The sequence below is a fragment of the Spirillospora sp. NPDC048819 genome (genome assembly GCF_040650055.1).
GTDB lineage: Bacteria > Actinomycetota > Actinomycetes > Streptosporangiales > Streptosporangiaceae > Spirillospora.
On sequence record NZ_JBEZGN010000016.1, the window covers coordinates 80,487 to 104,798 of the forward strand.

General features: G+C 69.6%; 26 protein-coding genes and 2 pseudogenes. 10 read left to right on the plus strand and 18 right to left on the minus strand.

Annotation, left to right across the window (positions count from 1 at the left end):
- Positions 1 to 24 precede the first annotated feature (24 nt).
- Entirely contained in the window at positions 25 to 1,212 is a 1,188-nt protein-coding gene (locus AB0C35_RS21985; RefSeq protein WP_358458615.1) for a mandelate racemase/muconate lactonizing enzyme family protein, read from the minus strand.
- A gap of 32 nt (positions 1,213 to 1,244) precedes the next feature.
- Positions 1,245 to 2,459, minus strand: coding sequence for a Xaa-Pro peptidase family protein (locus AB0C35_RS21990; protein ID WP_358458638.1), 1,215 nt, complete (start codon positions 2,457 to 2,459; stop codon positions 1,245 to 1,247).
- Positions 2,460 to 2,531: 72 nt separating this feature from the next.
- On the opposite strand from AB0C35_RS21990, the gene AB0C35_RS21995 reads away from it, so the two are divergent.
- Entirely contained in the window at positions 2,532 to 3,440 is a 909-nt protein-coding gene (locus tag AB0C35_RS21995; RefSeq protein WP_358458664.1) for a LysR family transcriptional regulator, read from the plus strand.
- Here AB0C35_RS21995 and AB0C35_RS22000 read toward each other — a convergent pair whose 3' ends face one another.
- From AB0C35_RS22000 to AB0C35_RS22015, 4 genes are all read right to left on the minus strand, one after another.
- Complete coding sequence (locus tag AB0C35_RS22000) at positions 3,441 to 4,280, minus strand: hypothetical protein (RefSeq protein WP_358458665.1); 840 nt, start codon at positions 4,278 to 4,280, stop codon at positions 3,441 to 3,443.
- On the minus strand, positions 4,277 to 4,834 hold the full coding sequence (locus AB0C35_RS22005; RefSeq protein ID WP_358458667.1) for a hypothetical protein: 558 nt from the start codon (positions 4,832 to 4,834) through the stop codon (positions 4,277 to 4,279). Before AB0C35_RS22005 ends, AB0C35_RS22000 begins: the two co-directional genes overlap by 4 nt.
- Before the next feature lie 5 nt (positions 4,835 to 4,839).
- Positions 4,840 to 6,252 carry a hypothetical protein gene (locus AB0C35_RS22010; protein ID WP_358458669.1) on the minus strand — a complete coding sequence of 471 codons (1,413 nt, stop codon included), beginning with the start codon at positions 6,250 to 6,252 and terminating at the stop codon, positions 4,840 to 4,842.
- A 143-nt stretch (positions 6,253 to 6,395) separates the two neighbouring features.
- Positions 6,396 to 6,656 carry a hypothetical protein gene (locus tag AB0C35_RS22015; RefSeq protein WP_358458671.1) on the minus strand — a complete coding sequence of 87 codons (261 nt, stop codon included), beginning with the start codon at positions 6,654 to 6,656 and terminating at the stop codon, positions 6,396 to 6,398.
- Positions 6,657 to 6,676: 20 nt separating this feature from the next.
- On the opposite strand from AB0C35_RS22015, the gene AB0C35_RS22020 reads away from it, so the two are divergent.
- Positions 6,677 to 7,552 carry a metal-dependent hydrolase gene (locus AB0C35_RS22020; protein WP_358458673.1) on the plus strand — a complete coding sequence of 292 codons (876 nt, stop codon included), beginning with the start codon at positions 6,677 to 6,679 and terminating at the stop codon, positions 7,550 to 7,552.
- A 100-nt stretch (positions 7,553 to 7,652) separates the two neighbouring features.
- On the plus strand, positions 7,653 to 8,573 hold the full coding sequence (locus AB0C35_RS22025; RefSeq protein WP_358458675.1) for an NAD-dependent epimerase/dehydratase family protein: 921 nt from the start codon (positions 7,653 to 7,655) through the stop codon (positions 8,571 to 8,573).
- Between the two features lie 609 nt (positions 8,574 to 9,182).
- Here AB0C35_RS22025 and AB0C35_RS22030 read toward each other — a convergent pair.
- The 4 genes and pseudogenes from AB0C35_RS22030 to AB0C35_RS22045 form a co-directional block, all read right to left on the minus strand.
- A complete protein-coding gene (locus AB0C35_RS22030) occupies positions 9,183 to 9,617 on the minus strand; it encodes a pyridoxamine 5'-phosphate oxidase family protein (RefSeq protein ID WP_358458677.1) in 435 nt (144 codons plus the stop codon).
- Positions 9,618 to 9,685: 68 nt separating this feature from the next.
- Positions 9,686 to 9,892, minus strand: a complete 207-nt coding sequence (locus tag AB0C35_RS22035) for a DUF397 domain-containing protein (protein WP_358458679.1) — start codon at positions 9,890 to 9,892, stop codon at positions 9,686 to 9,688.
- Entirely contained in the window at positions 9,889 to 10,194 is a 306-nt protein-coding gene (locus AB0C35_RS22040; protein WP_358458838.1) for a Scr1 family TA system antitoxin-like transcriptional regulator, read from the minus strand. The genes AB0C35_RS22035 and AB0C35_RS22040 overlap by 4 nt, the downstream gene beginning before the upstream one ends.
- Before the next feature lie 4 nt (positions 10,195 to 10,198).
- Positions 10,199 to 10,702, minus strand: a pseudogene (locus AB0C35_RS22045) (Scr1 family TA system antitoxin-like transcriptional regulator); the annotation flags it as partial.
- 152 nt (positions 10,703 to 10,854) lie between these two features.
- On the opposite strand from AB0C35_RS22045, the gene AB0C35_RS22050 reads away from it, so the two are divergent.
- The gene (locus AB0C35_RS22050; protein WP_358458681.1) at positions 10,855 to 11,070 is read left to right on the plus strand and encodes a hypothetical protein; all 216 of its coding nucleotides are present in this window, start codon (positions 10,855 to 10,857) and stop codon (positions 11,068 to 11,070) included.
- Between the two features lie 453 nt (positions 11,071 to 11,523).
- Here the strand turns inward: AB0C35_RS22050 and AB0C35_RS22055 are convergent, their stop codons facing one another.
- The 5 genes and pseudogenes from AB0C35_RS22055 to AB0C35_RS22075 form a co-directional block, all read right to left on the minus strand.
- The gene (locus tag AB0C35_RS22055) at positions 11,524 to 12,528 is read right to left on the minus strand and encodes a metallophosphoesterase family protein (RefSeq protein ID WP_358458683.1); all 1,005 of its coding nucleotides are present in this window, start codon (positions 12,526 to 12,528) and stop codon (positions 11,524 to 11,526) included.
- Between the two features lie 225 nt (positions 12,529 to 12,753).
- Positions 12,754 to 13,437, minus strand: a complete 684-nt coding sequence (locus AB0C35_RS22060) for an ATP-binding protein (protein ID WP_358458685.1) — start codon at positions 13,435 to 13,437, stop codon at positions 12,754 to 12,756.
- A 99-nt stretch (positions 13,438 to 13,536) separates the two neighbouring features.
- A pseudogene (gene istA, locus AB0C35_RS22065) lies at positions 13,537 to 15,132 on the minus strand (IS21 family transposase).
- 330 nt (positions 15,133 to 15,462) lie between these two features.
- The gene (locus AB0C35_RS22070; protein ID WP_358458686.1) at positions 15,463 to 16,656 is read right to left on the minus strand and encodes a DUF222 domain-containing protein; all 1,194 of its coding nucleotides are present in this window, start codon (positions 16,654 to 16,656) and stop codon (positions 15,463 to 15,465) included.
- A gap of 154 nt (positions 16,657 to 16,810) precedes the next feature.
- Complete coding sequence (locus tag AB0C35_RS22075; protein ID WP_358458688.1) at positions 16,811 to 17,122, minus strand: hypothetical protein; 312 nt, start codon at positions 17,120 to 17,122, stop codon at positions 16,811 to 16,813.
- A 138-nt stretch (positions 17,123 to 17,260) separates the two neighbouring features.
- Here AB0C35_RS22075 and AB0C35_RS22080 point away from each other — a divergent pair, with 138 nt between their 5' ends.
- On the plus strand, positions 17,261 to 19,372 hold the full coding sequence (locus AB0C35_RS22080) for a restriction endonuclease (protein ID WP_358458690.1): 2,112 nt from the start codon (positions 17,261 to 17,263) through the stop codon (positions 19,370 to 19,372).
- On the opposite strand, the gene AB0C35_RS22085 is transcribed toward AB0C35_RS22080, so the two are convergent.
- Both AB0C35_RS22085 and AB0C35_RS22090 read right to left on the minus strand, forming a co-directional pair.
- A complete protein-coding gene (locus AB0C35_RS22085; protein ID WP_358458692.1) occupies positions 19,369 to 20,136 on the minus strand; it encodes a hypothetical protein in 768 nt (255 codons plus the stop codon). The genes AB0C35_RS22080 and AB0C35_RS22085 overlap by 4 nt on opposite strands.
- Positions 20,133 to 20,636 carry a GNAT family N-acetyltransferase gene (locus AB0C35_RS22090; RefSeq protein WP_358458694.1) on the minus strand — a complete coding sequence of 168 codons (504 nt, stop codon included), beginning with the start codon at positions 20,634 to 20,636 and terminating at the stop codon, positions 20,133 to 20,135. Before AB0C35_RS22090 ends, AB0C35_RS22085 begins: the two co-directional genes overlap by 4 nt.
- Positions 20,637 to 20,780: 144 nt before the next feature.
- Between AB0C35_RS22090 and AB0C35_RS22095 the strand changes: the two genes are divergently transcribed.
- From AB0C35_RS22095 to AB0C35_RS22115, 5 genes are all read left to right on the plus strand, one after another.
- A complete protein-coding gene (locus AB0C35_RS22095; protein ID WP_358458696.1) occupies positions 20,781 to 21,182 on the plus strand; it encodes a VOC family protein in 402 nt (133 codons plus the stop codon).
- Positions 21,183 to 21,283: 101 nt separating this feature from the next.
- Positions 21,284 to 22,672 carry a potassium transporter TrkG gene (locus AB0C35_RS22100; protein ID WP_358458698.1) on the plus strand — a complete coding sequence of 463 codons (1,389 nt, stop codon included), beginning with the start codon at positions 21,284 to 21,286 and terminating at the stop codon, positions 22,670 to 22,672.
- Positions 22,665 to 23,321: a TrkA family potassium uptake protein gene (locus tag AB0C35_RS22105; protein WP_358458700.1), complete on the plus strand. Its 657-nt coding sequence runs from the start codon at positions 22,665 to 22,667 to the stop codon at positions 23,319 to 23,321. The genes AB0C35_RS22100 and AB0C35_RS22105 overlap by 8 nt, the downstream gene beginning before the upstream one ends.
- Before the next feature lie 114 nt (positions 23,322 to 23,435).
- Positions 23,436 to 23,639 carry a hypothetical protein gene (locus AB0C35_RS22110; RefSeq protein WP_132159120.1) on the plus strand — a complete coding sequence of 68 codons (204 nt, stop codon included), beginning with the start codon at positions 23,436 to 23,438 and terminating at the stop codon, positions 23,637 to 23,639.
- Positions 23,640 to 23,641: 2 nt separating this feature from the next.
- Positions 23,642 to 24,031 (plus strand): type II toxin-antitoxin system death-on-curing family toxin, encoded by a 390-nt coding sequence (locus tag AB0C35_RS22115; protein ID WP_358458702.1) that lies wholly within the window; start codon positions 23,642 to 23,644, stop codon positions 24,029 to 24,031.
- Positions 24,032 to 24,064: 33 nt separating this feature from the next.
- Here the strand turns inward: AB0C35_RS22115 and AB0C35_RS22120 are convergent, their stop codons facing one another.
- Positions 24,065 to 24,238, minus strand: a complete 174-nt coding sequence (locus AB0C35_RS22120) for a hypothetical protein (protein WP_358458704.1) — start codon at positions 24,236 to 24,238, stop codon at positions 24,065 to 24,067.
- Positions 24,239 to 24,312: the final 74 nt, after the last annotated feature.

Sequence of the window (24,312 nt, forward strand, 5' to 3'; positions counted from 1 at the left end):
CCGCCGGTCCCCCGACCAGGCCGCCTATCGCTTCGGGAGGGCGGGGGCGGCGAGGAGCGCGCTCGGGTCGTGGAAGGTGAAGTCCGCCGCGGAGGTGCGGTAGAGGTCGGCGTAGCGGGCGACCTTCTCCGGATCGAGTTCGACGCCGAGGCCGGGGCCGTCCGGCACGGGAAGGCGCCCGTCGCGGTAGTTCTCCAGCGGGCCGCCGAACGCGCCGCGCACCACGTCGTCGGTCAGCAGGGCCCCGTAGCCCTGGTTGGCGTAGCGGAAATTGGGCGTCGCCGCGATGACGTGGACGGCGGCGGCGACCGCGACGCCGAGTTCGCCGAGGCTGTGCTTCACCACGGGGAGGCCGGCGGCGGCGCAGATGCCCGCCGAGCGCTTGAGGTTGAGCAGGCCGCCGTCCATCTGCTGGTCCACCGAGAGCGCGTCGGCGGCGCCGTGCCGGAGGACGGCGAGCTGGTCCGAACGCGTCCACGACGACTCGTTGGCGAGCAGCGGGGTATCGAGGCGGCCGCGGACATAGGCCATCTCGGGCAGGTTCCGCCCGGACACCGGCTGCTCGACCATCTCCAGGCCGTACTCTTCCAGCGCCCGCACCGCCCGGATCGCCGCGCCCGGCGACCACGCCTCGTTCGCGTCCACCCGGATGCCCATGGCCGGGCCGGCGCCGTCCCGGAGCGCGGCGACGCGTTCGACGTCGGATTCGAGGGAGTCGGCGCCGACCTTCAGGTAGCACACCCGGGCGCCGGCCTTCGCCGCGCGCCGCCCCTCGTCCCGCACGTCCGCCGCGTCGCCCGCCGCCACGTAGTGGAAGAACTCGACCTCGTCGCGGAAGCGCCCGCCGAAGAAGTCCACCACCGGACGGCCGCAGGACTTGCCGAGCAGGTCCCAGCACGCCGTCTCCACCGCCGCGACGGCCGGGCTGCTCGCGCCGATGTGATGCCAGGTGCCGACGACGTCGACGCGCTGGATCAGCTGCTCGATGCGCAGCGGATCCGAGCCGACGACGAGCGGCTCCACGCTGCGCAGCGCGCCCAGCACGATGTCGGCGGACGGGTACGCGGCGGCCTCGCCGAGACCGGTCAGCCCCTCGTCGGTGTCGACCTCGACGAGGACGGACACGAGACCGGAGCGCCGGCCGAACGCCCACACCTCGTCGGTGCGGTAGGGGACGGCCACCGGGGTGGCGCGGATCGCGGTGATGCGCATGGCCTGCTCCGTTCAGGGCTGGACGATGAGGTTCAGGGCTGGACGATGAGGTTCCGGGGCGCGTCGGTGAGAAGCTCGGCGCCGTCGGGCAGCACCAGCGCCGTATCGGAGATCACGTGCCCGGCCGGGCGGTCGACCCACGACATCAGGTGGACGACCATGCCGGCCCGCACCCGCGTCCGCCCGCCCGCGCGGATGCCGGGCACCGACCCGCCGCCGACCCAGCTCGGCGGGAAACCGATGCCGGTGAGGTAGCCGCAGTGGTGCCGGCGCGGCCGCCGCCCGGTGATGGCGGCCACCGCCCCGGCCCACGCCGCGTAGACCGCGCCGGTGACGGCGCCGGGCACGAGCGCCGCGCGGGCGGCCCGCAAACCGGCGAGTGCGGCCTCGGCGGCGAGCGCCGCGTCCGGCGGGGCCTCACCGCAGTACACGGTGCGGCTCATCGGCGCGTGGTAGCGGTGCACGCAGCCCGACAGCTCCACGAACAGGCCCTCGCCGCGTCCCAGGCGGTGCTCGCTCCAGGTGACGTGCTCCTGCGCGAGCCGATCGGTCGAGCGGACCAGCGGCACGAAACCCGGCTGGTGCCCGCCCGCGTCCGTCATCGCCCACTGCGCCCGCGCCGCGACGGTGCGCTCGCTGACGCCCGTCCCGGCCGCTTCCACCGCCGCGCGCATCGCCGCCCCCGAGACGACGGCCGCCCGCCGCACCAGGGCGGCCTCGGACGGCGACTTCACCGTCCGCAGCCGGGCGGGAAGCGCCGTGCAGTCCGACCACGTGCGGTCCGGGAGCGACGCCCGGACGCGCGACAGCACCGCCGGCGGCAGCGTCATCGAACCCTCCTCGACCCCGATCACGGAGCCGGGCGGCGTCACGTCCGCCAGCACCCGGGCCGCCGTCCGCGCCGGGTCCTGCCCCTCCCCGTACAGCGCCTGCCGCGCGCCGGGGACCTGCGCCGACAGCGTGTGCCGCTCCATGCGCCGCGCGACGAGCACCGGCGGCCCGTGCGGCGTCACGACGACCATGGTGAACGCGAAGTACCCCAGGTGATCCAGGCCCAGCAGGTAGTACAGGTTCTCCGGGCTGGTCAGCGCCACGGCGGACAGGCCCCGCCGTCGCATGGCCCGCCGCAGCCGCGCGGCGCGCACCCGGTACTCCTGCTCGGGCACGGCGAGCGGCGGCGCTACCACGGGCTGCGCGGGTTCCGCGGGCTCAGCAGGCTCCGCGGCGATGGACGGTTCGGCTGTCATGGCGCCAGTGTGCGGCGCGCGTCCGGCCCACCACCAGCGATCTTTTCCGATGTCCGGCGTTAGCGTTGCTACATGGTCTACGAGGTGCGGCGGCTGCGGCTGCTGCGTGATCTCGCCGCGCACGGCACCATCGCCGCGACCGCCCACGCGTGCCATCTCACGCCCTCGGCCGTCTCCCAGCAGCTCGGCCTGCTGGAACGCGAGGTCGGGACGCCGCTCCTGCTCCGGGACGGCCGCCGCCTGGTCCTGACCGAGGCGGCCCGGGTCCTCGTCGCGCACACCGAACGCGTCCTGGCCGAACTCGAACGGGCGCGGGCCGAGATCGCCGGCCTGACCGGGGAGATACGCGGCACCGTCCGGCTCAGCGCGTTCCCCAGCGCCGCCGTCGCCCTCGCCGCCCCCGCCGTCGCCGCGTGCCGGGCGGCGCACCCCGACCTCCGCGTCCTCCTGGACGAGTCCGAACCGGACGAGTCGGTGACCGCGCTCCGCCACCACGCCTGCGACGTGGCACTGGTCTACGAGTACAACCTGCTCCCGAGAATCCAGGACGAGGGCGTGGAGCTGACCCCGCTCCTCCGCGAACCCGTCCTGGCGGCACTCCCGCCGGACGCGCCGGACGGCCGGACCGAACTCGCCGACCTGAGCGGCCGGCCCTGGATCGCCCCGCGCAGCGACATCGCCCTGCGCACCGTCCTGGAACGGGCCTGCCAGGCGGCGGGCTTCGAACCGCGGGTCGACTACACCAGCGACGACTACACGGTGATCATGTCGCTGGTGGAGGCCGGGATCGGTGTCTCCCTCCTGCCCCGCCTGGTCACCGAACCGCTGGCCTCACACGTCCGGCTGTCCCAGGTCAGCGGTCTGGAACTGACCCGCACCGTCTCGGTCGCCGTCCGCACCGGCAGCGCCCGCGACCCCCGCGTGGCCGCCGTGACGGCCGCCCTGGAACAGGCCGCCCGCCCCCTGGCCCCGCCGGACTGATCACCACTGCCCGGAGGCGCGTCCGGACATCCGCGGGCGGCCGGGGACGACGGCGGCGACCAGGGTGCCGGCGGCGCCGCCGACGCACAGGTAGATCCACTCCCGGTCGGGGACGGCCGACCAGACCGCCGTGCCCGCCCAGATCGTCCCCAGGGCGGCGCCGGCGGCCCTCAGCAGCAGCGGGGACACCGCCACCAGAAGCAGACCGGCCGGCGAACCGGGGCCGCGCGGCATCAGGCGCGCCCCGAGCACGCCCGCCACCCCCGCCGAGCAGCCGGCCGCCACGAGCGACCAGCGGTCAAGGTGGCCGAGCGCGTCCATCGCGTCGGCGGTCACCTCGCCGGAGGGGCCGATCAGCAGGTCCGGAGCGAGCGTCCGGGCCAGCGCGAACCGGGCGGCGAGAGCGAGCAGCGACCCCGCGGTCGCCGACAGCACGACCGGTGTGAGGGACGGCCGCGGCACCGCCGCCCGGCCGATGCCGGCCCCGGCGAGCGCCGCACCCGCGATGGCGGCCATCGCGAGGAGGGCGCTGCCCGCCGGCCAGTCCCCCGCCGTCACGAAGAAGACCAGCAGGCCCGCCATCACGACCGCGAGCGCGACCAGCACCGCCGAGACGCTCGCCGAGAGTTCGGCGCCCTCACCGCGGCTGGTCGGGACCGTCCCGAACCAGGTACCGAACGCCGCTGCCGCCAGCCATGCGCCCGCCAGGAGCGAGGCCGTCCAGGCCGACGGTCCCCCGGCCGCGTCCGAGAGCGCGCCGAAGCCGGTTCTGCCGGTGGGCGTGGTCATCAGCAGCACCGCGAGAAGCAGGACGACCGCGGCGGCCAGGCCGCCCTTCATGCGGTGATCCTGAACGAGCCGGCGGCGCCGTCGATCAGCCGCGCGGCCTCGTCGGCGCCGGGATCGATGACGATCATCCGGACGTCGGCCACCTTCCCGGTGCCGAGGTCGACGAACAGATCCACCTGCTGAAGCGTCGTCCAGCCGGTCTTGCCGCCCGGGGCGGAGTAGGACTTGCGGACCACCTGCGCGGGGGCGTCCTGCACCTTGAGCCTCCGGCGCTCCAGAAGGCGGAAGTCGTGCGCGGTCTTGCTCTGCGCGACGAACGCGTCCACCATGCGGCCCAGCGAACGGTTCCGTTCCTCGGTGAAGACCGACCACGAGGCCTGCGGCGGACGCTGCAGCGGCTCGGGCCGCAGGACCTCGAAGTCGGCACCGGGGAAGATCCGGTTGCCCGGGTCCTGCTTCCAGCCCTTCGGATACCCGACGGTGAAGCCCTTGCCGGTGAAGACGGTCAGGCCGGGATCGACCGGAGGAGCCTCGCCTTCCCCACCGCAGCCGGCGGCGACGACGACCAGCAGGACGGCGGCCACAGCCGTGATCAGTCGCGGCATGAGCCTCAGTCTCCGCTCTGCTCGCATGAGTACCATCGCCGCCACTCACCGGTGGCCGGGTCACGGTAGTGCGCCTCGTCCAGGCTCATGTTCCGCTCGCTGTGGGTGGAGCCGAAGTCGAACCATTCGATCAGCAGGTCCAGTTCCGCGCCGCCCTCCGCGGTCTGCCCCGTCGCGTTGTAGTGCTGCCGCGTGGTCGTGGCGTTCGGGCCGTCCGCGAGTTCGGCGATGGTGAGGCGTCCCTGCAGGCGGTCGTCCAAACCGCCGTCGAAGATGGCGCGCAGATCATCGGCGACCTCGCCGCGCTGATCCGGCGGGATCTCGATGGTCGTGGTGTTGACGGTGACGTCGCCGTTCTCGACCAGCACGCCGCCGCCCCCTCCGCCGCTTCCGCGGTCCGACTCGAACCCCAGCTCCAGCGATCCGCCCGCCCCGATGCGCCACTCGCTGGTGTTGACCGCGGTGACCTTCATCGGGTCGCCGTTGTCGTCGTACTCGACATGGATCACGTTGCCGCCGACCCGTTCGTAGGAGACCTCCCGGCCCGCGCCCAACACGGGACTGGGCCTCACCTCCACGCCGAGCCGCGCGGTGTCGGTGTTGGTGGCCGCGTAGTACTCGCCGTGGACGCGCTCCCCGCCGGGTTCGATCGCCTCCGAGGTGCCGAGCAGCCGGCTCTCCTCGTGCCGGAGCGAGCCGCTCAGTCCCGTGTCGGCGGCTTCGCTGCCCACCGACCCGTCGACCTCGACGAACGCGTTGGTGCCGTCCGCATTGATGATCATCGCGGGGAGGTCCATCTCCTCGGCGATCTGGAGCGGCATGTCCTCGAATTCGGCCATGGCCTCCTCGTCGTCCAGCATCTCCCAGAGCCCGCCGTGCTCGTCGATCAGATCGGTCGCCCTGCTGCGGAGCCGTCCCTGGTACTCCTCAAGCTGGTCCTCGTTCTGGACGGTGACCTGCCGCTGGTTCTCTCCCGTCCACAGCACGCCCCCGCCGACGCTGACCCCCCAGCCGGTCCCGCCGATCCGGCCGCCCAGCCCGGCCTCGATGTCGATGCCCGAGCCCGAGGAGTCGCTGGTGGTGACCACGATCGACCCGTCCGCGTTGTTGTCCACCTGCGCGGAATGTGATTCCTGGTCGCCGAAGAGGATGACCTTCCGGCCCGTGGTCGACTGGTCGATGCCCTGGTGGACGGTGCAGGCGCTCAGCGCCGGAGGCCCGGAAGGCGTGCCGGACTCGCACTCTCCACCGAACAGCCTGCAGAGAGCGTCACTCGTTTCGCTCGCCACCGTGCCCATGACCGGCGAACTGGCCAGAACCCCGACGACCACGGCCGCCACCAACAGCACGGCACCGTACTCCGCGGCGCTCGCCCCACGATCGGCGACGCGGCGGAAACCCCTGGTGCGCTGCAGCATGAGGGAAGCGTGGCCGCACCCCCACCGCGACACGAGGGCCCCCGGACCCAATGTGACGACCCAAAACAACGGGCCCTATTCCGGCCCTTTTCCCAGCCCCCTATAGCCGGGTCGAAAAGCCCTGGATTTGGGATCCAGCACAATTAGATCTTGAAAAACGTTGCCGCGGTGAACAAGTCGTCCAGCAACGCGTCCTTTACGGAGCGTAGCGGTAGATCGTCACGCGGGACAGTCCGGCAGCGGCGGGCGACGTCGGCCGCGGTGAAACGGCGGAAGCCGAAGTCCTCGGCCTGCTCCCGGGCGGCTTCCCGGACTCGTTCGGCGGCGCCAGCGCCGGGTTGCGGCGAGGTGAGCGCCCGGGTGATTATTGGACTGACCATCCAGCAACGGCAGTGGACGGCCACCGACCCGAGGCGAGGTCCGCATGACCGCTCCTGAACACCCCGCCCCCGCGCGGCCCGTGCCCGCCAGGACCATGAAGGTGCGCCGTCTGCGGTTCACCTACCCGAAAGGGGTGATGCGCCGCCACTACGCCGACGACGATCTGATCTTGAGCCACGTCGTGGCCGTGCTCTCAGCGACGTTCCCGAGGGGTGAGGACTTCTTCATCCGCTCCGTCCGCGCCTGCTCCGGACAGATCACCGACCCCGAACTGAAGCGGCAGGTAAAGGCGTTCATCGGCCAAGAGGTGGTGCACGGCCGCGAGCACGACACCCTCAACGGGCAGCTGCGCAGAATGGGCTACCCCACCCATTGGGTGGACGCCTTCGTCAAGCGCAGCACCCGGCTCGGCCTTCGGCTCATGCCGCCGCGCGCCGCGCTCGGCCACACCGCCGCCCTGGAGCACTACACCGCGACGCTCGCCGAATGCCTGCTCACCGACCCGCGCGCCCAGGCGCTCCTGGGCGACACCGAGGTCCGCAACGTCCTGCTGTGGCACGCCTTGGAGGAGTCGGAGCACAAGTCGGTCGCCTTCGACGTCTACCGTGCCGCCGGCGGCTCGGAGCGCCTGCGCCGCCGCACCATGATCGAGGCGACCGTCGGCCTGCTCGGCGTGACGATCTTCTTCACGATCGTGTCGATGCTCAACGACCCGGCCACCTACAACCCGCGGCGCCTCGCCGCCAGCCTGCGCGCCCTGCGCCACTCGCCGTTCCTGAACGAGAAGGTCCGCGCCCGCATCCGCGCCTACCAGCGCCCCGGCTTCCACCCCGACGACTTCGATGCCACCGGCATCCTCACCCACTGGCGCACCGAACTCTTCGGCCCGGACGGCGCCCTGCTGGATCGCCTCACCTAGACAACGGCCCCCGACGACACCCGAACCAGCCCATCGCGAGAACTCCGGAAGCCCAGCCTCCCTTGCCGAGCGGGGCTTGGAGTGGGTTGCATGGACCGACATGAAGGTTTTCGTCACCGGCGGGACCGGAGCACTCGGCGGCCACACCGTCCCGGAACTCGTAGGGGCCGGGCACTCTGTGTCGGCCCTGGCTCGCACCCCGGATAAGGCGGCCACTCTGGCCGCGCAAGGCGCGATCCCGGTCACCGTGTCGCTGTTCGACCCTTCAGCACTGGCCGAAGCGTTCTCCGGCCATGACGCGGTCGTCAATCTGGCCACCGCGATGCCGTCGACCGCCCTGTTCATGGTCCGGCGGGCCTGGCGCGCCACCGAGCGGGTACGGACCGAGGGCTCGGCCGCGGTCGCCGAGGCCGCACTGAACGCGGGCGTCGACCGGCTGGTCCAGGAGTCGGTGGCCATGCTCTACCGCGACAACGGCGCCGACTGGATCGACGAGGACGCCCCGGTCGACCGCTACCCGGCCGCGACCGGCAACCACGCGGCCGAGGCCAGCGCGCAGCGGTTCGCCGCGGCCGGCGGCACCGCCATCGTGCTGCGTTTCGGGCTGTTCTACGGCCCCGGCGCCGCGCACAGCAAGCAGATGCTCGCCCAGGCACGCCGACACGTCGGCCTGGTACTGGGGCCTCCTCAGAACTACCTGTCCTCGATCCACGTGGCCGACGCCGCCACCGCCGTCGCGGCCGCCCTGCGGGCCCCGGCGGGAACGTACAACATCGTCGATGACGAGCCCCTCACCAAACGCGGCTACGCCGACGCGCTCGCCCAGGCCGCGCAGACCACTCCATGGGTGCGCCTACCAGGACGGGCCGGTCTCGCCTTCGGCCACCGGCTCACCTCCCTGACGCGTTCCCTGCGCGTGAGCAACGCCCGGTTCCGTACCGCGACCGGCTGGGCCCCCCGCTACCCGAGCGCCCGGGAAGGCTGGCCGGCCACCGCAGCCGAATTGACCCGAGCTCCATAGCGTCAACCCGTCCCGCAGAGGGGCCATCGCCTGTCCGCGCCGTCCTCCTCGGAGCCCCTCCGGGCGACGAACGAGAAGGCGCGTTCCAGATGGCGGAAATGCGGGTCCGCATCCCCTCGATCGGCGTGTCCGCCGCGATTATCGCGCTGCCGATCGCCCGGCGGGCAGGCTGGCCGCGCCGAAGGAGTACCCCGTGGCGAGCCGGAACAAGGCGTGGCCCGAACCCGGCGAGCGCGGCACATCCGTCATCGCCTGGCATGTCGACGCGCGCCGCGCCCGGCGGTGCTCCACCGGCTTCGCGAGCTGCGCTCCGGTGGCCGGGTGGAGATCGTCCGGGTGGACGGCGACTCGGCCCGGTCCTCGGTGACGCGGACGGTCCGGCACAGCAAGAGCGGGATCCCCGACTCGGTCTACCGGCCGGCGTCCGGCCCGGGAATTCCGGCTGGTCACCTGCGGCGGTGCCTTCGATCGGACCTGCGGGAGCCACCGGGACGACATCATCGTCCACGCCGTCCAACGCTGATCATGTCGGCGGGCGGGAGCGGCATCACGAACCGCCCTGCCCGCCGACGCTCGCTCAAGCGGGCGGCCTCGGGACGGTTCCGGGTCTCACTGCTTGCGGTAGTCGCGGGTGTACCACCGTTCGGGGCGTACGCGGACCATGACCATGGTGTCGGCGACGGCCTTCGTCGACTCCAGGTATTGGGCGCCGCCCTCGGCGCCCAAGTATCGCTCGGCCATGGTCCTGCGATCGTCCTGCTTCGCCGGGTCCTCGATCGAGACGACCGGGCCCTCGACCGAGGCGTACCTGTAGGGCGGTGCCGATTCCTGCGCGACCAGGCTCACCCGGCCCGCCTGGCGGACGAGTGCCATCTTGCGGCTGTCCCGGCCGGTGATGAACGCCACCTCGCCGCCCGGCTCGTACAGGTACCAGACCGGTAGCGCCAGCGGGGCCCGGTCCGTGCCGTCCGCGACGCTCAGGATGCCCACATGGGCCTCGGCCAGAAATGCCTCGCGCTCGGACGCGCTCATCGCCAGGGTCATCACCGCTCCTCTCCAGCGACCTTCAGCATGCCCCAAAGCCGGGCCGCCGGAACGCCGGCCAGCTCTGGCTAACGGTCGTACCGTCCGGCGCGAATGTCACGCGCCAGCGCACCGAACGCCGCCCGCCCGAACGCCAACTTCGGCCCCTCCGGGTCCTTCGAGTCCCGGACGGCCACGACTGCGGACACCCCTGCCACCTCGACGCAGTCTCCTCCAGAGGAGTCACTCCGAGAGCTCTTGCGCCAACGTGCGTATGACAGGTCCAATGTGCTCACGTGCTCTCCATGATCGTACGGACCAGGCCTTCGGACTCTTCCGCCGACAACGCGGCAGCCCTGATCTTATTGAAGAGTACGGTGAGTCTGCGCACTCCCGCGTGATGCGTGATCATTTGTCCGTTGCCACCCGCACCATCCACGTACACCACGTCTGAGCCCTCGTTGAACGAGAGCACTTGGAACCCTCCGCCTTGGAAGACGCGGGCCTGGGAGGGGATGACCTGGATGAAGAAATTCGGCTTCCCCGAACATGTCGAGCAGCCGCTTGCACTGGCCTTCCTTGATCTCGCCGTGAAGATCCCTCAGAACGGCCTCGCGGATGAGGAGGAACAACAGAGGCGGATCCGTTTTTGCCAAAAGCGCTTGCCGCTCCATCCGCAGAGCGAGAAGTTCTTCTGCTTTGTCCGCTCGCTGCTCTGCCTCAAAGACCAGGCGTGCGTGTTCTTCCGTCTGGAGGAGCCCGGGGATGAGTAGCGGCGCGAAGATGCTGAACTGCGACGCTTCGGGCTGTGCCTCGGCCAGCGGGCGGAAGCCGCTGGGGATCAAGCCGCGCTTTCGGGCCTCCATGTGTTTCTCCCACATACGACGGAACGCACCGCCCAGCTGAAAGTAGGTGTCCAGGTCGTCGGAGAGGCCCTCGGACGGAGGCTTTTCAAAGGTCTCGACCTTGGCGATCCACTGCGGTGTGCAGCCCAACGCGGCCGCGAGTTTGTTCCGGGACAGCCCGGACGCCTCACGTCGCGCCCGCAGTTCGTTGACGAACATCTCCTGGTAGGCGGAGGGGCTGTTGTCACGCGAGGGTGCCATCGGGTGTCTCCCGGGTGTCGGCCCGCTTGTTCGGGGGTGTCACCTGTCTTGTTCGGGTGCTCGTCGGGGGGTGAGCGGTTCGTAGCTCAGAGTAACTCTCCCCTGCCAGGCTCGTCCTCGAAAAGCCGAACCGATTCGCAGGGACCCCGCCCGTGAACGATCAAGAACGCGAACGTCTGCAGGATCAGTACCCGAGCTGGCACATTCGCCGGCCGCCGACGATGGAATGTCTCGTAGCCACGCGCCTCGGCCGTCCGCTCACGCAGCGGGAAATCTATTACGGCCTCTGCGCGACCATCGTCGAGGACAGTTACGAGTTGCTCGGCGAGGCCCTCGCCGGCCAGCGCAAGATCGAGGAAACCTTGTGATCTTTGTGCTGGCGATCACCGGCGCCTCGCTCGTGGCCGTCTTCTCGGTGTGGATGCTGATCCTTTTCATCAGCATGGCCCTCGCCGACTCCGGCTACGTCGGCAAACACCGCTGATCTCCCGGAGCGGCCGCCGCGCACGGCGCCTGCGTGCCCCCAATCATGCGCAGGACGCCGAACGGTTCCCTCCCCTGGGCCGGCAGCCGCTCCGGGTCCATTCTCAATTGTAGGTGATCAGCTAATTGAGCGCGGTCGGCAATCACGTTATTGAGCAGTGGTGCGAGGGGTGCCGCGATCACGCTATTGAGCATGCTCACGACATGCGCGTCGGGGATAGCCGCATTTGTCTTGATCTGTCGCCAGGGTGGGGATGGTTCGGCTTGGGGATGTAGATCCTTTGGGCAGGTGTGACCAGGAGTACGGAGTCCGATTGGTCGCTGTCGGCTTCTGCGCGTCAGTCGGGCAGTTCGCGCATGACCAGGCCGAGCGCGGTCGCCAGGTCGATTGTTTTGTGGGGTGTTGAGCACTGCCTGGCCAGGCCGGTCTGGTCGAGCCGGCCGTTACGGGCTTGGAACAGGAAGCGTGCGGCGGGATGCTGCCGCAGTTCGTCTGTGGTGAGCTCGTCGGCGATGCGATGCGCGGTGGCAATCAGGGCAGGAAAGGACGACTGCAGGTCCGCTGCCCAAGTTTCGAGCTTTTCTAGCCAACTGCGCGTGGCGGCGTCGGGTGCCGAGGAGAACCTCGCGATCGCTTCAGCCAGCTCTCGCCAGGTGAAGTCACGCCAGGGCTTGGTCTTTAGGACGGGCAACTGCCATTGGCGCTTGGCGATCGCCCAATGATCCGCGTGCGCCTCCACGGAGTGCACCGTGAATCCCGGCACGCACAGCGCGGTCAGGTTCCAGCCATGGCAGGCACCGGTGTCCAGGCCGAAGATCCTGCGGTCGCGGATCATCGGCTCATGCCCGGTTACGTGATGGCCGAACACGACCGGCTTGGTGTCGGTGTAGTGGTCGTGCCAGTGGCTGTCGGGGAACAGCGCGGTGAGCTCTCGTTCGCCGCTGGTCGAGCCGCAGAGGATTTCTTCTTTCTGGTCGGCCAGCGGCATTCCGGGCAGCATCGCGGCGTGGACAACGCGGACATGGTCGTTCTCGAAGTAGTACGGCAGTGTCCGCATCCACTCGACCGTTTCGGCATAGCGGTCGCCCAGCTGCAAGCGCGTGATCTCTTGCGCGTAGGAGAAGATTCCGCGCACGTGCTTGCGCTCGTGGTTGCCCATGACCACGACCGAGTTCGGGCGCTCACGGAAAAACCTGACCACCTCACCGGGCGCTGGACCGCGGTCGACCAGATCGCCGACGCTTACCAGCAAGTCGTCCGGGTGGAGGTCGACACTGTCGAGTAGTTCGAGCAACTCGTCGAAGCAGCCGTGGATGTCGCCGATGATGATGGTGCGCTGCACCCGGGCGAGCCTAGGCGGGCATCGGTTCGGCGTGCAAAGGATTATCCGAGGGCGCCTTGCCCCGTTCGGCGTGATCGCCGGTCATCACCTATGCCGCATGAGGTTAGGGAGTGTCACAGCACTACCTCGGTGCTTTGTCGGTGTCGGCGGAGGTTGTGGGGCGTCCGGGGCGTTTGTTCGGCCGGTAACTGGGGCCGTCCATGAACACCTGGTAGGAGTTGTTGATCAGCCGGTCCAGCAGGGACTCGCCGACGACCTTGTTCGGGAACAGCGGATACCAGTCCTTGGGGCCCGGTTGGAGGTTAGAATCAGCGGCTTGCGGGCGACGGCACGTTCGCTGACCAGCTCATACAGGTCGTCGGCCTGGGTGGCCTTGAGCTCGCGCATCGCCCAGTCGTCGAGGATGAGCACGGCGGGGCGGGCGAGTTCGGCCGGCCGTTTGGGCCAGGACCCGTCGGCGTGGCCGCCGGACAGGTGCGCCAGGGCGCGGGAGGCCTTGATGAACCGGACGTCGTGTCCAGCGCGGATGACGAGCTGGCCCAGCGACTGGGCGACGTGCGTCTTTCCGACTCCGACGGGCCCGTAGAGGATGATCGAGCTGCCCTCGTACAGCCAGTGCAAGGTGGCCAGGTCCCGGATCACCGCGGCGGGGATCTTGCTAGAGGCCTTGAAGTCGAACTCTTCCAGGGTGACTTGCTCGTCGAACCTGGCGCGCCGCTGGCGCCGGAGTATGGCGGTGGCTTCGCGGCGGCTGATCTCATCCTCACACAGCGCCAACAGGAACTCCACGTGTCCCAGGTCCCCGGCTCGGGCCTGGCTCAGGCGGGCGTCCAGGGTCTCCAGCATCCCCGACAGCTTCAGCTTCCGCAGCGCCTTGTCCAGCGCGCCGGTCTCGAGCTGGCTGGTCATGAGTCCGTATCCTTATCGGTTGTCTGATGTTGTTTCGGGTGCCCGGCCCCCACGCCGGGCACCCGTGTTCTCTTGCTGCGGGCGTGGTGCCCGCAGGCGTCAGGACGCTTCGGCTGACCGTGCCGCCGTCAGCGGGACGACGTTGTCGGCGAACAGGCCTTGCGGGCCGCGCAGGAACGCGTCCGCTCCACCGTCACCGGCGTCCTCGCCTGCTGCTCGCCGGTATGGGCTGCCTGCTCGGGTGCGGCGGCCAGGATCCCTTTGACCGTCCGGTAGGACGGGTCATCGGCGGCCAGCGCCTTGGCGCAGGCCGCCTCCAGCCGGTCGGTATCGTGCCGGTCGGCCAGACCCAGGACGCCCTGGGCGCTGCGCAGGTGATGCAGCGCGTTACCGGCCAGCAGTTCCTCGATCACCGCGGCGCAGGCCGGGCCGACCTCGGCGGCGCGTATGCGGCACCAGACCGGGGTGCGCTGGAAGAACGCGATCCGCTCCGGTGGGTAGTCGTTCAGGTCGGTCTGCTTGCCTTTCGGCTTGCGCACGTGGGTCTTGATCGACTCACCCTCGACGAACAACTGCACCGCATTCTGCGTGGAGCGGGCGTCGACGGTCTTGCCGATGTACTTCCACGGCACCGAGTACAGGGTCTTGCCGACCTTGACGTGGATGTCCGGGCCGACCTTACCCCGCGACCAAGTGGCCAGCTCGAACGGCTGACCCGGCAGGCCCATCAGCGCCGGCTGCTCAACGCTGCGGAACACCGACAACGGCGCCGCGCCATCCAGCGGCCGACGGTGACGCTGCCCGGCGACCTGCAGGCACCAGCGCACCGCCTCGGCCCGCATCTGCGCCAGGCTGGTGAACGTCTCCTCCCGGCCCCGCCAAAACGAGTCGCGGATATACGGCATCGGCCGCTCCACCTGCGGCTTATCCTTGGGCTTCCCGGCGCGGGCCGGATCGATCAGCACCCCGTAGTGCGCGCCGAGCTCGGCATAGGACCGGTTGATCTTCGGGTCATACAGATCCGGCTTGTCCACCCCGGTCTTGAGATTGTCCGGCACGATCCGCCGCGGCACGCCGCCGAAGAACTCAAACGCCTCCACATGCGCGGCGGTCCAGGCCTGCTGGTCCATCGTGATGACCGGGCGGACGAACATGTGCCGGCTCGCGCACAACACGATCACCAACGCCCACACCGTGTGCTTCTTACCGGTCGCCGGATCGACCCACCGCCCCAGCTTGCCGTAATCGACCTGAGCCTCCTCACCCGGCTCCGGCGGACTCAGCCGCAGCACCGCCACCCGCTCCCGCCGCAGGTCCTCGGGCAGGTTGGCGCGCACCCACCGGCGCAGCGAGGCCACCGAGCACGCCAACCCCTGCTCATCGGCCAGCCGCTGATGAATCGTCGACATCGTCACGTTCCGTTTGAGCTGGTCGACGATGTAATCACGGTGCACCTCGATAGCCGGCCAAATCACCTGCCGAAGCCGCCCATCCCGCAACTGCGGGAACCACTCCCGGATCCGCTCGGCCCACTCGGCCTCGCTGATCGGCGGCCCGCCCGGCGCCAACCCCCGCCCGAACCGCCGGCGTCACGTACTTGCTGATCGTGTTACGCGCCACACCCAAACTGGCCGAAACGTCCTTGATCGACCGGTCCGCATACCGGTGCGTCAAAATCTCCGCGATATCGACCATCTAAGGTTCTCCTCGCCACGGTTCCCCCGACACCCGTTGAAAGACCCCCAGAGGATCTTGGGTCACCGATGACCAGGTCCACCCGACACGCGCACGTCGTGAGCGTGCTCAATAACGTGATCGCGGCCCCCACGCCATGCTCAAAACCCTGACCGCGGCTCACGACACCGTGCTCAATTACGTGATCGCGTGCTCAATTACGTGATCGCGTGCTCAATAACGTGATCGTCGACACTCAATCGGCCGTGACGCAAAGCCGTTAGCCTGATAACCCCGTGTCGGCAGCCATTTGGATCTTGGCTGGTGACTTCGGGAGCCGCGACGCGAGGATCACGCGGCCTGGGCCCAAGGTGGCGGTCGGCTGATCATTGCAGGCATTCTCGTCCCGGACGGAGGGAGGCGATAGACGTAGCGTCCGTCCCGCCCCTTTTCGATGTCCAACCGATCGGGGTGGGTGTGCTTGAACTGGTTGTGCCAGCGACAGGCCAGGGCCAGTTGGTCGATGTCCGTGGACGAGCCCAGCGCCCAGCCCCGGACGTGGTCAACCTCGCACGAGGTGCCCGGAACTTCGCAGCCCTCGACCGCACAGGTCGGATAGAGCGTCTCCAGCACCTGCCGCTGGGGGCCGGTGGCGAAGCGGACTCGTCTTCCCAAGTAGAGCGGGATGCTTCCGCGTCCCAGCAGCAGCGGGGATACACCGGCGTTGAGGGCGATGCGGCGGGCATGTGCGGCGGGGACGGGGGTGCCGTCGGTGAGGCGACCGGGTGTGGTGCCGCCGGTGAGGGTGTCCAGGTCGCAGATGACGGTGACCTTGGTGGCCCGGTGCCCATCGGCCAGGACGCCCATCAGTGCCGCCGCCGTCCGCTCGGACAGGTCGCGGCGGTCGCCGGTCCCGGCGGGCTTGGCCAGCGGCCCGAGCGTCCCCTCCCAGACTGCGGCGTCCTCTGCGTTCAGCCATCCCTTGATGTACCGACCGCCGTCCAGAGAACGCGTCGAGTCGACCCAGGACCGCTCGTAGCCGCGCCGGGAGTCGCCATCGGGAGTCTCGGTGCCGTCGCGTTCGATGATCACGTCGCGGATCCGCTTCCCGAAGGAGGCCACTTTTCCGGCAGATAAGTCCTGGTCGACCATGCCGAGCAGAATCTCTTCCGCCGCCCGGCAATCGTCATCATCCAGCCTGGCGACCGCGCCCGCGATGGTGGCGGCATACCCGAAGGACAGGGCGCCGGTGCTCCACCGTCCGGTGACGTCGGTGAGGCGGTGCCGCTGCCGGGCCAGGGTGAGTCGCTCCTTGGCGCGGCCATCGCGCATGCCGAGCCGGTTGCGCAGCCATGACTGGGTTGAGGGGAAACCCCACCGCTGCGCCTCACGGCCGGCGTCCACGACGGAGATGAATCCGGCCAAGGCGGCCTCGGTCATGTCACCGGCGGCCGACAGGGTCTCGGCGAGATCCAGGCACGCGGCCGGGGACTCGGGTGCCGTACGCCGGGCGAGTTCGGCGGCGACCTCCGACAGGACGTCCACCAATTCTGAGGTGGAGGCCCGATCAACCCGACTCCCCGTCAAACACATGTTCGAATGCTATCGCACCGCCCCCGGAGCAGCCACCACGATAAGCCCTGCGAGGGTTAGATTAATGTCACCCAAACAGACAACCCAAAGCGCCCAAAACTCCTATTCAGGACTCAAAGAGCAATGCCTGCCAGAAAAAGTTGGAAGCGCGGCAGATCGCGTAGGACTCGACGTTGAGTTCCTGCCCTGGCAGGTTGATGTGCGCGTTCTCGTTCGTCTTCCGGATGTGCTCTTCGGCGGCGGCGAGCGCCGCACTCTCGAGGAAACCGAGCAGGAAGTCCGTGTCGAGCTGATCGGTGGTGGAGATCGGGCGTCCGCCCTCGACCTGGACGAGGCCGCCGCAGATCAGCTCGGACACGTTGACGGTGGCCGCAATGTCCTCGCTTCCTTCGGGCAAGCGGGGCAGGGTGCCGCGCAACTCGTTGGGGAGCTCCTCGTCCGTGGCCGATACCGGTCCGGGTTAGCGGTGGCCTGATCAGGCAAAGCTTCGTCGTCCACACCGGTACGTGCTTAACGTTGGCGGCGGGAACTGGGGCGCGATTTACGGGGTGGGCACATGGCGAGGCGTCAGGGGTTCATGGCTACGGTCGCGCGGATGCAGCGGGAGGCCGAGCGCGCGGCGGCGGCGCGGCAGCGGGAGACGGCGGCCGCGCAGCGGGAGGCGGCGCGGGCCCAGGCGGCTTACCAGCGCGCGCGGGCCGCCGACGAGAAGGAGCGCAAACGCCTCTACGCCGAATCCCGGGTCGCCGAAGTGGCCGCGATGAACGAGAGCCTCGCCCAGCGGCTGGAGGAACTGGACTCGATCCTGGTCTCGGGGCTACGCACCGACACCAGGTTCAACCTCAACCGGCTCAAGGAGAGGCCGGACGTGCCGCCCTTCGACCCCGGCCCGGCGGGCCGGCCGGAGCCGCCGCCGCGCCCTGAGGCGTTCGCGCCTCCCCCGCCGTCGGGCCTGTCCCGGCTGGTGAGCGGGGCGCGGCACGAGGAGCAGGTCCGCCAGGGGCAGGTGAACTATCAGCGCGCCTGCGCCGAGCACGCCCAGCGGGAGCAGGCCCGTCAAGCCGCGTTGGCCCATCTCCAGCACGAGCATGCGCAGCGGACGAACGTGGCAGAGGAACGGATCCGGCAACAGCACGCCGAGGTGGAGACGTTCAAACGGGAACTCGCCGAGGGACGGCCCGGCGCCGTCGTCGCCTACCTCGACCTGGTCTTGAACACCGTCTCCTACCCGGACGGCTTCCCGGCGCAGTGGCGCATGGCGTACGTCCCCGAGTCCGCCCAGCTCGTCGTGGAGTACGAGATGCCGGCCTTCGACGTCGTCCCGACGGTCAAGGCCCACAGGTACGTCAAGACCTCCGACTCCGTGACCGAGACCAAACGTCCCGCGACGCAGGTCAAGGGCCAGTACACCTCCGTCGTCAGTCAGGTGGCGCTGCGGGTGGTCCGGGACCTCTTCGAGGCCGATGCCGCCGGCCACGTCTCGACCGTCGTCTTCAACGGCATGGTCAGCACCGTCGATGCGGCGACGGGCCGTCCCGTCCGCCCGTGCCTGCTGACGTTGCGGACGACGAAGGAGACGTTCGCCGAGCTCGACCTCGCCCAGGTCGACCCCGGCGCCTGCCTGAAGCACCTCGGCGCGGGCGTGTCCCGGAACACCGCCGAACTGGCGCCCGTGCGCCCGGTGCTGGAGTTCAGCATGGTCGATCCGCGGTTCGTCGAGGAGACCGACGTCCTCGGCGACCTCGACGACCGGCCGAACCTGCTCGACATGAGCCCGACCGAGTTCGAGGGACTGATCCAGAACCTGTTCACCCGGATGGGGCTGGAGTCCCGGCAGACGAGGCCGTCCCGGGACGGCGGCGTCGACTGCGTCGCCTACGACCCGCGGCCGATCATGGGCGGCAAGGTCGTGATCCAGGCGAAGCGCTACCGAAACACCGTCGGGGTCTCGGCCGTCCGCGACCTCTACGGGACGCTGCAGAACGAGGGCGCGTCCAAGGGCATCCTCGTGACGACCAGCGGGTACGGGCAGGCTTCCTTCGACTTCGCGAAGAACAAGCCGATCGAACTCCTCGACGGCGCGAACCTGCTGTACCTGCTCAAAGAGCATGCGGGGGTGGACGCCCGGATCGAGGCGCCGGACGGCTGGCGCGACCCGGCCCACGACCAGGCCCCCGGCGGGGCCGACTCCGCAGCCCCGCCGAGCCCGCTTCCCGCGGGAGGGAACGTCAAGCTCTCCTCGTCGGCGCTCGTGTGCGCCTTCGCGCTTCCCTCCACCGACCACGATGTGTGCGCACTGCTCCTCGGAGACGACCGTAAGGTCCGGTCCGACGCCGACTTCGTCTTCTACAACCAGCCGGTCTCCCCGGGCGGCGCCGTTGATCTGGACTCCGCAACCAACCGGATCCGGGCGGACCTGGCGCGGCTGGCCACCGACGTGTCGAGCGTCCTGCTGGTGACGAGCGGATCACCGGGTGCTGTCCGGCTCACGGTGACAGAGGAGAACGGCACCGCGCATGCCCTCGCGGCGGATTCCACCACGGAGACCGTCATGGTCTGCGCCGAGCTCTACCGTCGCCAAGGCGGCTGGCGGCTGCGATCCGTGGGCCAGGGCTACGCGGACGGCCTGGCCGGCCTGGCGCGGGACCATGGCGTCGTCATCGATTAGGCGGGGCCCAAATCCGGTTGGGTCAGGCGGATGTAGCCGTAGGGGTTGAAGAACAGGTCGTCTTCGTCGTAGCGGGTGCAGGGGCCGGTGCGGAGGATGTGGCGGGGGGCGTCCTCGGTCAGGCGGAAGCCGGCGCCGTCCTCGATCTCCTGGGCGCGGGGATCGGTCAGCAGGTAGATCGCCAGTGCGTCCAGGTGCGTGACCAGTTCGGAAACGCCGTCCCGCGTCAGCTGCTCCTCGGCGACCTCGATCTCCACCTCGGGCGCGCCGAGCAGGTGCATGCCGCAGCTGTAGAGGACCCCGCCATCGGAGATGGGACGCTTAACCCAGGCGGCCGTGAGCGCGGCGGCGAGGTCCTCGTCCTTGGCGTCGGAGGCCTGGTCGTTCAGGGTCAGCCAGCGGTCCCGGCCGTGCGTGATCCCGCTGCTCTCGTTCTTCACCGCGGCGGCGCCGGCCCGGAGCAGGGCGGCCGTCGCCGCCAGCAGCCGCCGCGACGTGTCGGCCGCGAGGTCCCGCATCATCGGCGCGGACAGCAGGTAGCCGACGGTGTCGTGGGACTCCACCGCCTCCCAGTCCGCCTCGTCGAACGACGCCGCCGCCATGCAGGCCTCGAACGCGCCCGACATGCGTGGGTCCGGCGCGGCCTCGGAGTACTCGCGGTCGAGGACGAATCCGCCGAAGCCGGCGGCGATCCGTTCCATGTCCGCGAGGCGGAGACCGGAGCCGAGGACGCACAGGACATGGCGAGGGGTCACTTCACTCATCCCGGAACGTTATCGATCATGATCGGCGTTTCGTGGCGATTCTCGGGGAGTTCCCTCGTCATGAAGACGCTGTGGGGGTCGGGCTTGTAGTCGCCGAACGGCTCGCAGTACTCGAATCCGAACTTCTCGTAGAGCTTCCTGGCCGGAGCGAAGAATTCCGCCGACCCGGTTTCCAGGCTCAGCCGGGTGAAGCCCATGCGGGCCGCCTCCGTCAGGATGTGCTCCAGGAGGAGCGACGCGATACCGCTGCGCTTTCGCGTGGTCGCCGTGCGCATGGACTTCAGCTCGGCGTGGGCCTCGTCCAGCCGCTGGATCGCGCCGCAGCCCACCACGGCCTCGCCGTCCATGACCGACCAGAACGTGACCTCCGGCCTGCGGAGACCGTCGAGGTCGAGGGCGTGCTTGCTCTCCAGCGGCGTGATGGCCCGCATCTGCCGGACGTGCTCGTCCAGGAACTCGGCGATCCGGGGACCAGAGAGATCATCGACCACGACCCTCATCACCGGCGCCTCCGACCGTGCTCATGTGCATTCCCGGCCAAATTACCGGTCGCTCCCGGCGCACGTCGTGGTTGACCTCGACCGCGGTTGAGGGAGCAGGCTGGGGTTGAGGGGCCTGGATCGGCCGGGTCCGAAGGAGGGGGCATGTCCATCCAGCTCGATCACATCATCGTCCCCGCGAAGGACAGACGGGCCTCCGCCGAGTTCCTCGCGCGCGTCCTCGGGCTTGAGGCGGGCGCTCCGACCGGTCCGTTCATTCCGGTGACGACCGGCAACGGCGTCACGCTCGACTTCATGGACGCTGAGGCGTTCCGCCCGCACCACTGCGCCTTCCTGGTGCCGGACGAGGAGTTCGACGGCATCTTCGCCAGGATCAAGGAGTCCGGCGCCCACTACTACGCCAACCCGGACGGCTCCGGCGCCGGGCAGATCAACACCCGGGACGGCGGCCGCGGCGTCTACTTCACCGATCCCGGCGGGCACGCCATGGAGGTCCTGACCGTCCCGTACGGCGGCTGGACCACCGATCGGCGGCGCCACCCCTGAAAGGTCGCCGGGACACTGCGCGGACGTCATAACATCCCATTCGGGCATTACGAATCGCTGGGGTGTGGTGATATGTCCCAAGGTGGCTAATCGAGGCGGGGGTGTGCACGCTGTTTCGGCGGGAGCTGGGGCGGTGGTCGAAGCCGTGGGGGACGGCGCTTCTGGAGCGCTTCCAACATCCGGCGCAGGTCGTGGTCACCGGGTTCGTCGTCACGATCCTCACGGGAACGCTGCTGCTCTTGCTGCCCGTGGCCACGACGGACCCCGGTTCGGCCTCCTTCACTGAGGCGCTGTTCACCGCCACGTCGGCGGTGTGCGTGACCGGTCTGGTCGTCGAGGACGTCGGTGCGCACTGGTCGACGTTCGGCGAACTCGTCATGCTGGGGCTGGTCCAGGTGGGCGGGCTGGGGCTGATGACCCTGGCGACCCTGTTCGCGATCCTGCTGTCGGGACGGCTGGGGCTCAGGGCCCGGATGGCGGCCCAGGTGGAGACCAAGACACTGCGGATGGCCGATGTGCGACGTGTCGTCCGGCGGGTGGTCCTGTTCAGCCTGGCGTGCGAGGCGGCGGTGGCGGCGGTGCTCACCGGGCGGCTGCTGATCGGCTACGACGAGTCGCCCGGCCGCGCCGCCTACCTGGGCGTGTTCCACTCGGTCTCGGCGTTCAACAACGCCGGTTTCACCCTGTGGCCCGACAGCCTGATCGGTTTCGCGGCCGATCCGTGGATCATCCTGACGATCTGCGCGGCGGTCATCGTCGGCGGGCTCGGCTTCCCGGTGGTGTTCGAGCTGGCCCGGCAGTGGCGGCACCCGCGGGGCTGGTCGATCCTCACGCGCGTCACGCTGGCCGCCACGGTGGTGCTGCTGGCGGGCGGAACGCTGGTCCTGTCGGCGGCCGAATGGAACAATCCCGGCACCCTGGGCGCGCTGCCCAGATCCGACCGGATGCAGGGGGGCTTCATGATGGCGGTCATGCCCCGCAGCGGCGGACTCAGCAGCGTCGACACCTCCCAGATGCACCCCGAGAGCTGGCTGGTCACCGACGTGCTGATGTTCATCGGCGGCGGCAGCGCCGGAACCGCCGGGGGCATTAAGGTCACCACGTTCGGGCTGCTGGGTTTCGTGCTGTGGGCCGAGATGCGCGGCGAGGCCCGCGTGAACGTGGGCCACCGCAGGCTGCCGGACGGCACCCAGCGTCAGGCGATCTCGATCGTGCTGCTGGGCATCGGCATGGTCACCGCCGGGACGTTCGTCCTGCTCGTGATGACGTCCCATACGCTGGACCGCGTGCTGTTCGAGGTCGTGTCGGCGTTCGGTACGGTGGGCCTGTCCACGGGGATCACCGCCGAGCTGCCGTCCTCCGGGCACCTGCTCCTGGTCGCGCTGATGTTCGTCGGCCGCATCGGCCCCCTCACCTTCGCCACCGCGCTCGCGCTGCGCGAGCGCACCCGCCGGTACGAACTGCCCGAGGAGAGACCCATCGTTGGCTGAGAAGCTCCCCGTCGTGGTGATCGGCATGGGCCGGTTCGGCTCCGCGCTCGCCCTGGAACTGGCCCGGCGCGGCACCGAGGTGCTCGCCATCGACAACCGCCCGAAGATCGTCCAGGCGCTGTCCGGGCGGCTGACCCACGTCATCACCGCCGACGCCACCGACATCGACGCGCTCCGCGAACTCGGGGTCGACGAGTTCTACCGGGCCGTGGTCGCCATCGGCGGCGACCTGGAGGCCAGCATCCTGACGACCTCGCTCCTCGCGGAGCTGGAGATCGACGACATCTGGGCCAAGGCCGTCACCCACCAGCACAAACGCATCCTGGAGCGGATCGGCGCCCACCACATCGTGCTCCCGGAGCACGACATGGGCGAACGCGTCGCCCACATGGTCAGCGGCCGCATGCTCGACTACATCGAGGTGGACAAGGACTTCGCCCTGGTCAAGGCCCACCCGCCGAAGGAACTCGTCGGCATCCCCCTGGGCGAGACACGCCTGCGCGCCAAGCACGGCGTGACGGTCGTGTGCGTGAAGGCGGTCGGCGAGCAGTTCACCTACGCCACGCCCGACACCGTCCTGCAGTACGGCGACGTCATCCTGGTCGCCGGCCCCATCGACAAGGTCGAACGCCTAGCCGAACGCACCTGAACCCCCGCGCGCCGCGGAAAGGTGCAGATGACGTTGCCTGCGCCAGGGACATCGGCGATTTCTTGACTGGTATCATCGGTGGTACCACTCGTCACACCGTAGAGGAATATCCAGGTGGCCTTCGCAGCACGTCTTCCCGCCGATCTGGACGCTTGGCTCGACGAGGTGGCCTCGGCAGAACACCAGTCCAAGAACGCGATTCTGATCACCGCGTTGGAGGAGTACCGGCAGCGCCGCGAACTCGCCCACGTTCTGAGACTCGCCGACGAGACCGGCGAAGATCACCGGAGTCTCCTGGACCGGCTGGGCGACGCCTGAGCGTGCGCTACCTGACAACCGAAGAGATCATCTCCATCGGGCGCCGGATCGTGGACGACAACCTCAACGTGCGGGACTTCGGGCTGGTCGCGTCCGCCGCCGCCCGACCATCGACCACGGCCTTCGGCGTGGACCCTTACCCGACACTGCTGGAGAAGGCCGCGGCGCTTCTGCATTCGCTCACCACGTCCCATCCGTTCACCGACGGGAACAAGCGAGTCGCCTTCGCCGCGACCGATGTCTTCCTCAAACTCAATGGAGCGCGATTCGATCCGGCGGCCGAGGACGAACTGTTCACGACCGTCTTGGACATCGCGACGCACGTCCTCGATGACGTTCCGGCCATCGCCGAACGAATCGAGCCGCTCATCCGGACGGCCGGTCGACCCTGACCGCCCAGGCCGCCCATGCGGCCGGCTCGGCGGTCAGGGTTTCAGGGCCGTCCGGGCTTCGGTGAGGGCCGCCGGGAGCAGCGGCCGGGGATCGGTGCCGTCCACGCCGGCCAGGCGGACGACCAGTGCGCCCACGCGGGCGAACGCCTCGGTGAACCCGAGCTTCCTGGGGTCGTCCTCCTGCGTCCTCTCCCCCTTCACCCTCACGGCCAGGACCGTCCCATCCCAAGATCGTAAAGCGCGGCCGACCTCGGCGGCCATGCCCGGAACCGTCCACGATC

Coding starts and splice junctions, on each gene's coding strand:
- AB0C35_RS21985 (WP_358458615.1), bottom strand. CDS start 1,212: ATGCGCATCACCGCGATCCGCGCCACCCCGGTGGCCGTCCCCTACCGC.
- AB0C35_RS21990 (WP_358458638.1), bottom strand. CDS start 2,459: ATGACAGCCGAACCGTCCATCGCCGCGGAGCCTGCTGAGCCCGCGGAA.
- AB0C35_RS21995 (WP_358458664.1), top strand. CDS start 2,532: ATGGTCTACGAGGTGCGGCGGCTGCGGCTGCTGCGTGATCTCGCCGCG.
- AB0C35_RS22000 (WP_358458665.1), bottom strand. CDS start 4,280: ATGAAGGGCGGCCTGGCCGCCGCGGTCGTCCTGCTTCTCGCGGTGCTG.
- AB0C35_RS22005 (WP_358458667.1), bottom strand. CDS start 4,834: ATGCCGCGACTGATCACGGCTGTGGCCGCCGTCCTGCTGGTCGTCGTC.
- AB0C35_RS22010 (WP_358458669.1), bottom strand. CDS start 6,252: ATGCTGCAGCGCACCAGGGGTTTCCGCCGCGTCGCCGATCGTGGGGCG.
- AB0C35_RS22020 (WP_358458673.1), top strand. CDS start 6,677: ATGACCGCTCCTGAACACCCCGCCCCCGCGCGGCCCGTGCCCGCCAGG.
- AB0C35_RS22025 (WP_358458675.1), top strand. CDS start 7,653: ATGAAGGTTTTCGTCACCGGCGGGACCGGAGCACTCGGCGGCCACACC.
- AB0C35_RS22030 (WP_358458677.1), bottom strand. CDS start 9,617: ATGACCCTGGCGATGAGCGCGTCCGAGCGCGAGGCATTTCTGGCCGAG.
- AB0C35_RS22060 (WP_358458685.1), bottom strand. CDS start 13,437: ATGACCAGCCAGCTCGAGACCGGCGCGCTGGACAAGGCGCTGCGGAAG.
- AB0C35_RS22080 (WP_358458690.1), top strand. CDS start 17,261: ATGGCGAGGCGTCAGGGGTTCATGGCTACGGTCGCGCGGATGCAGCGG.
- AB0C35_RS22085 (WP_358458692.1), bottom strand. CDS start 20,136: ATGAGTGAAGTGACCCCTCGCCATGTCCTGTGCGTCCTCGGCTCCGGT.
- AB0C35_RS22090 (WP_358458694.1), bottom strand. CDS start 20,636: ATGAGGGTCGTGGTCGATGATCTCTCTGGTCCCCGGATCGCCGAGTTC.
- AB0C35_RS22095 (WP_358458696.1), top strand. CDS start 20,781: ATGTCCATCCAGCTCGATCACATCATCGTCCCCGCGAAGGACAGACGG.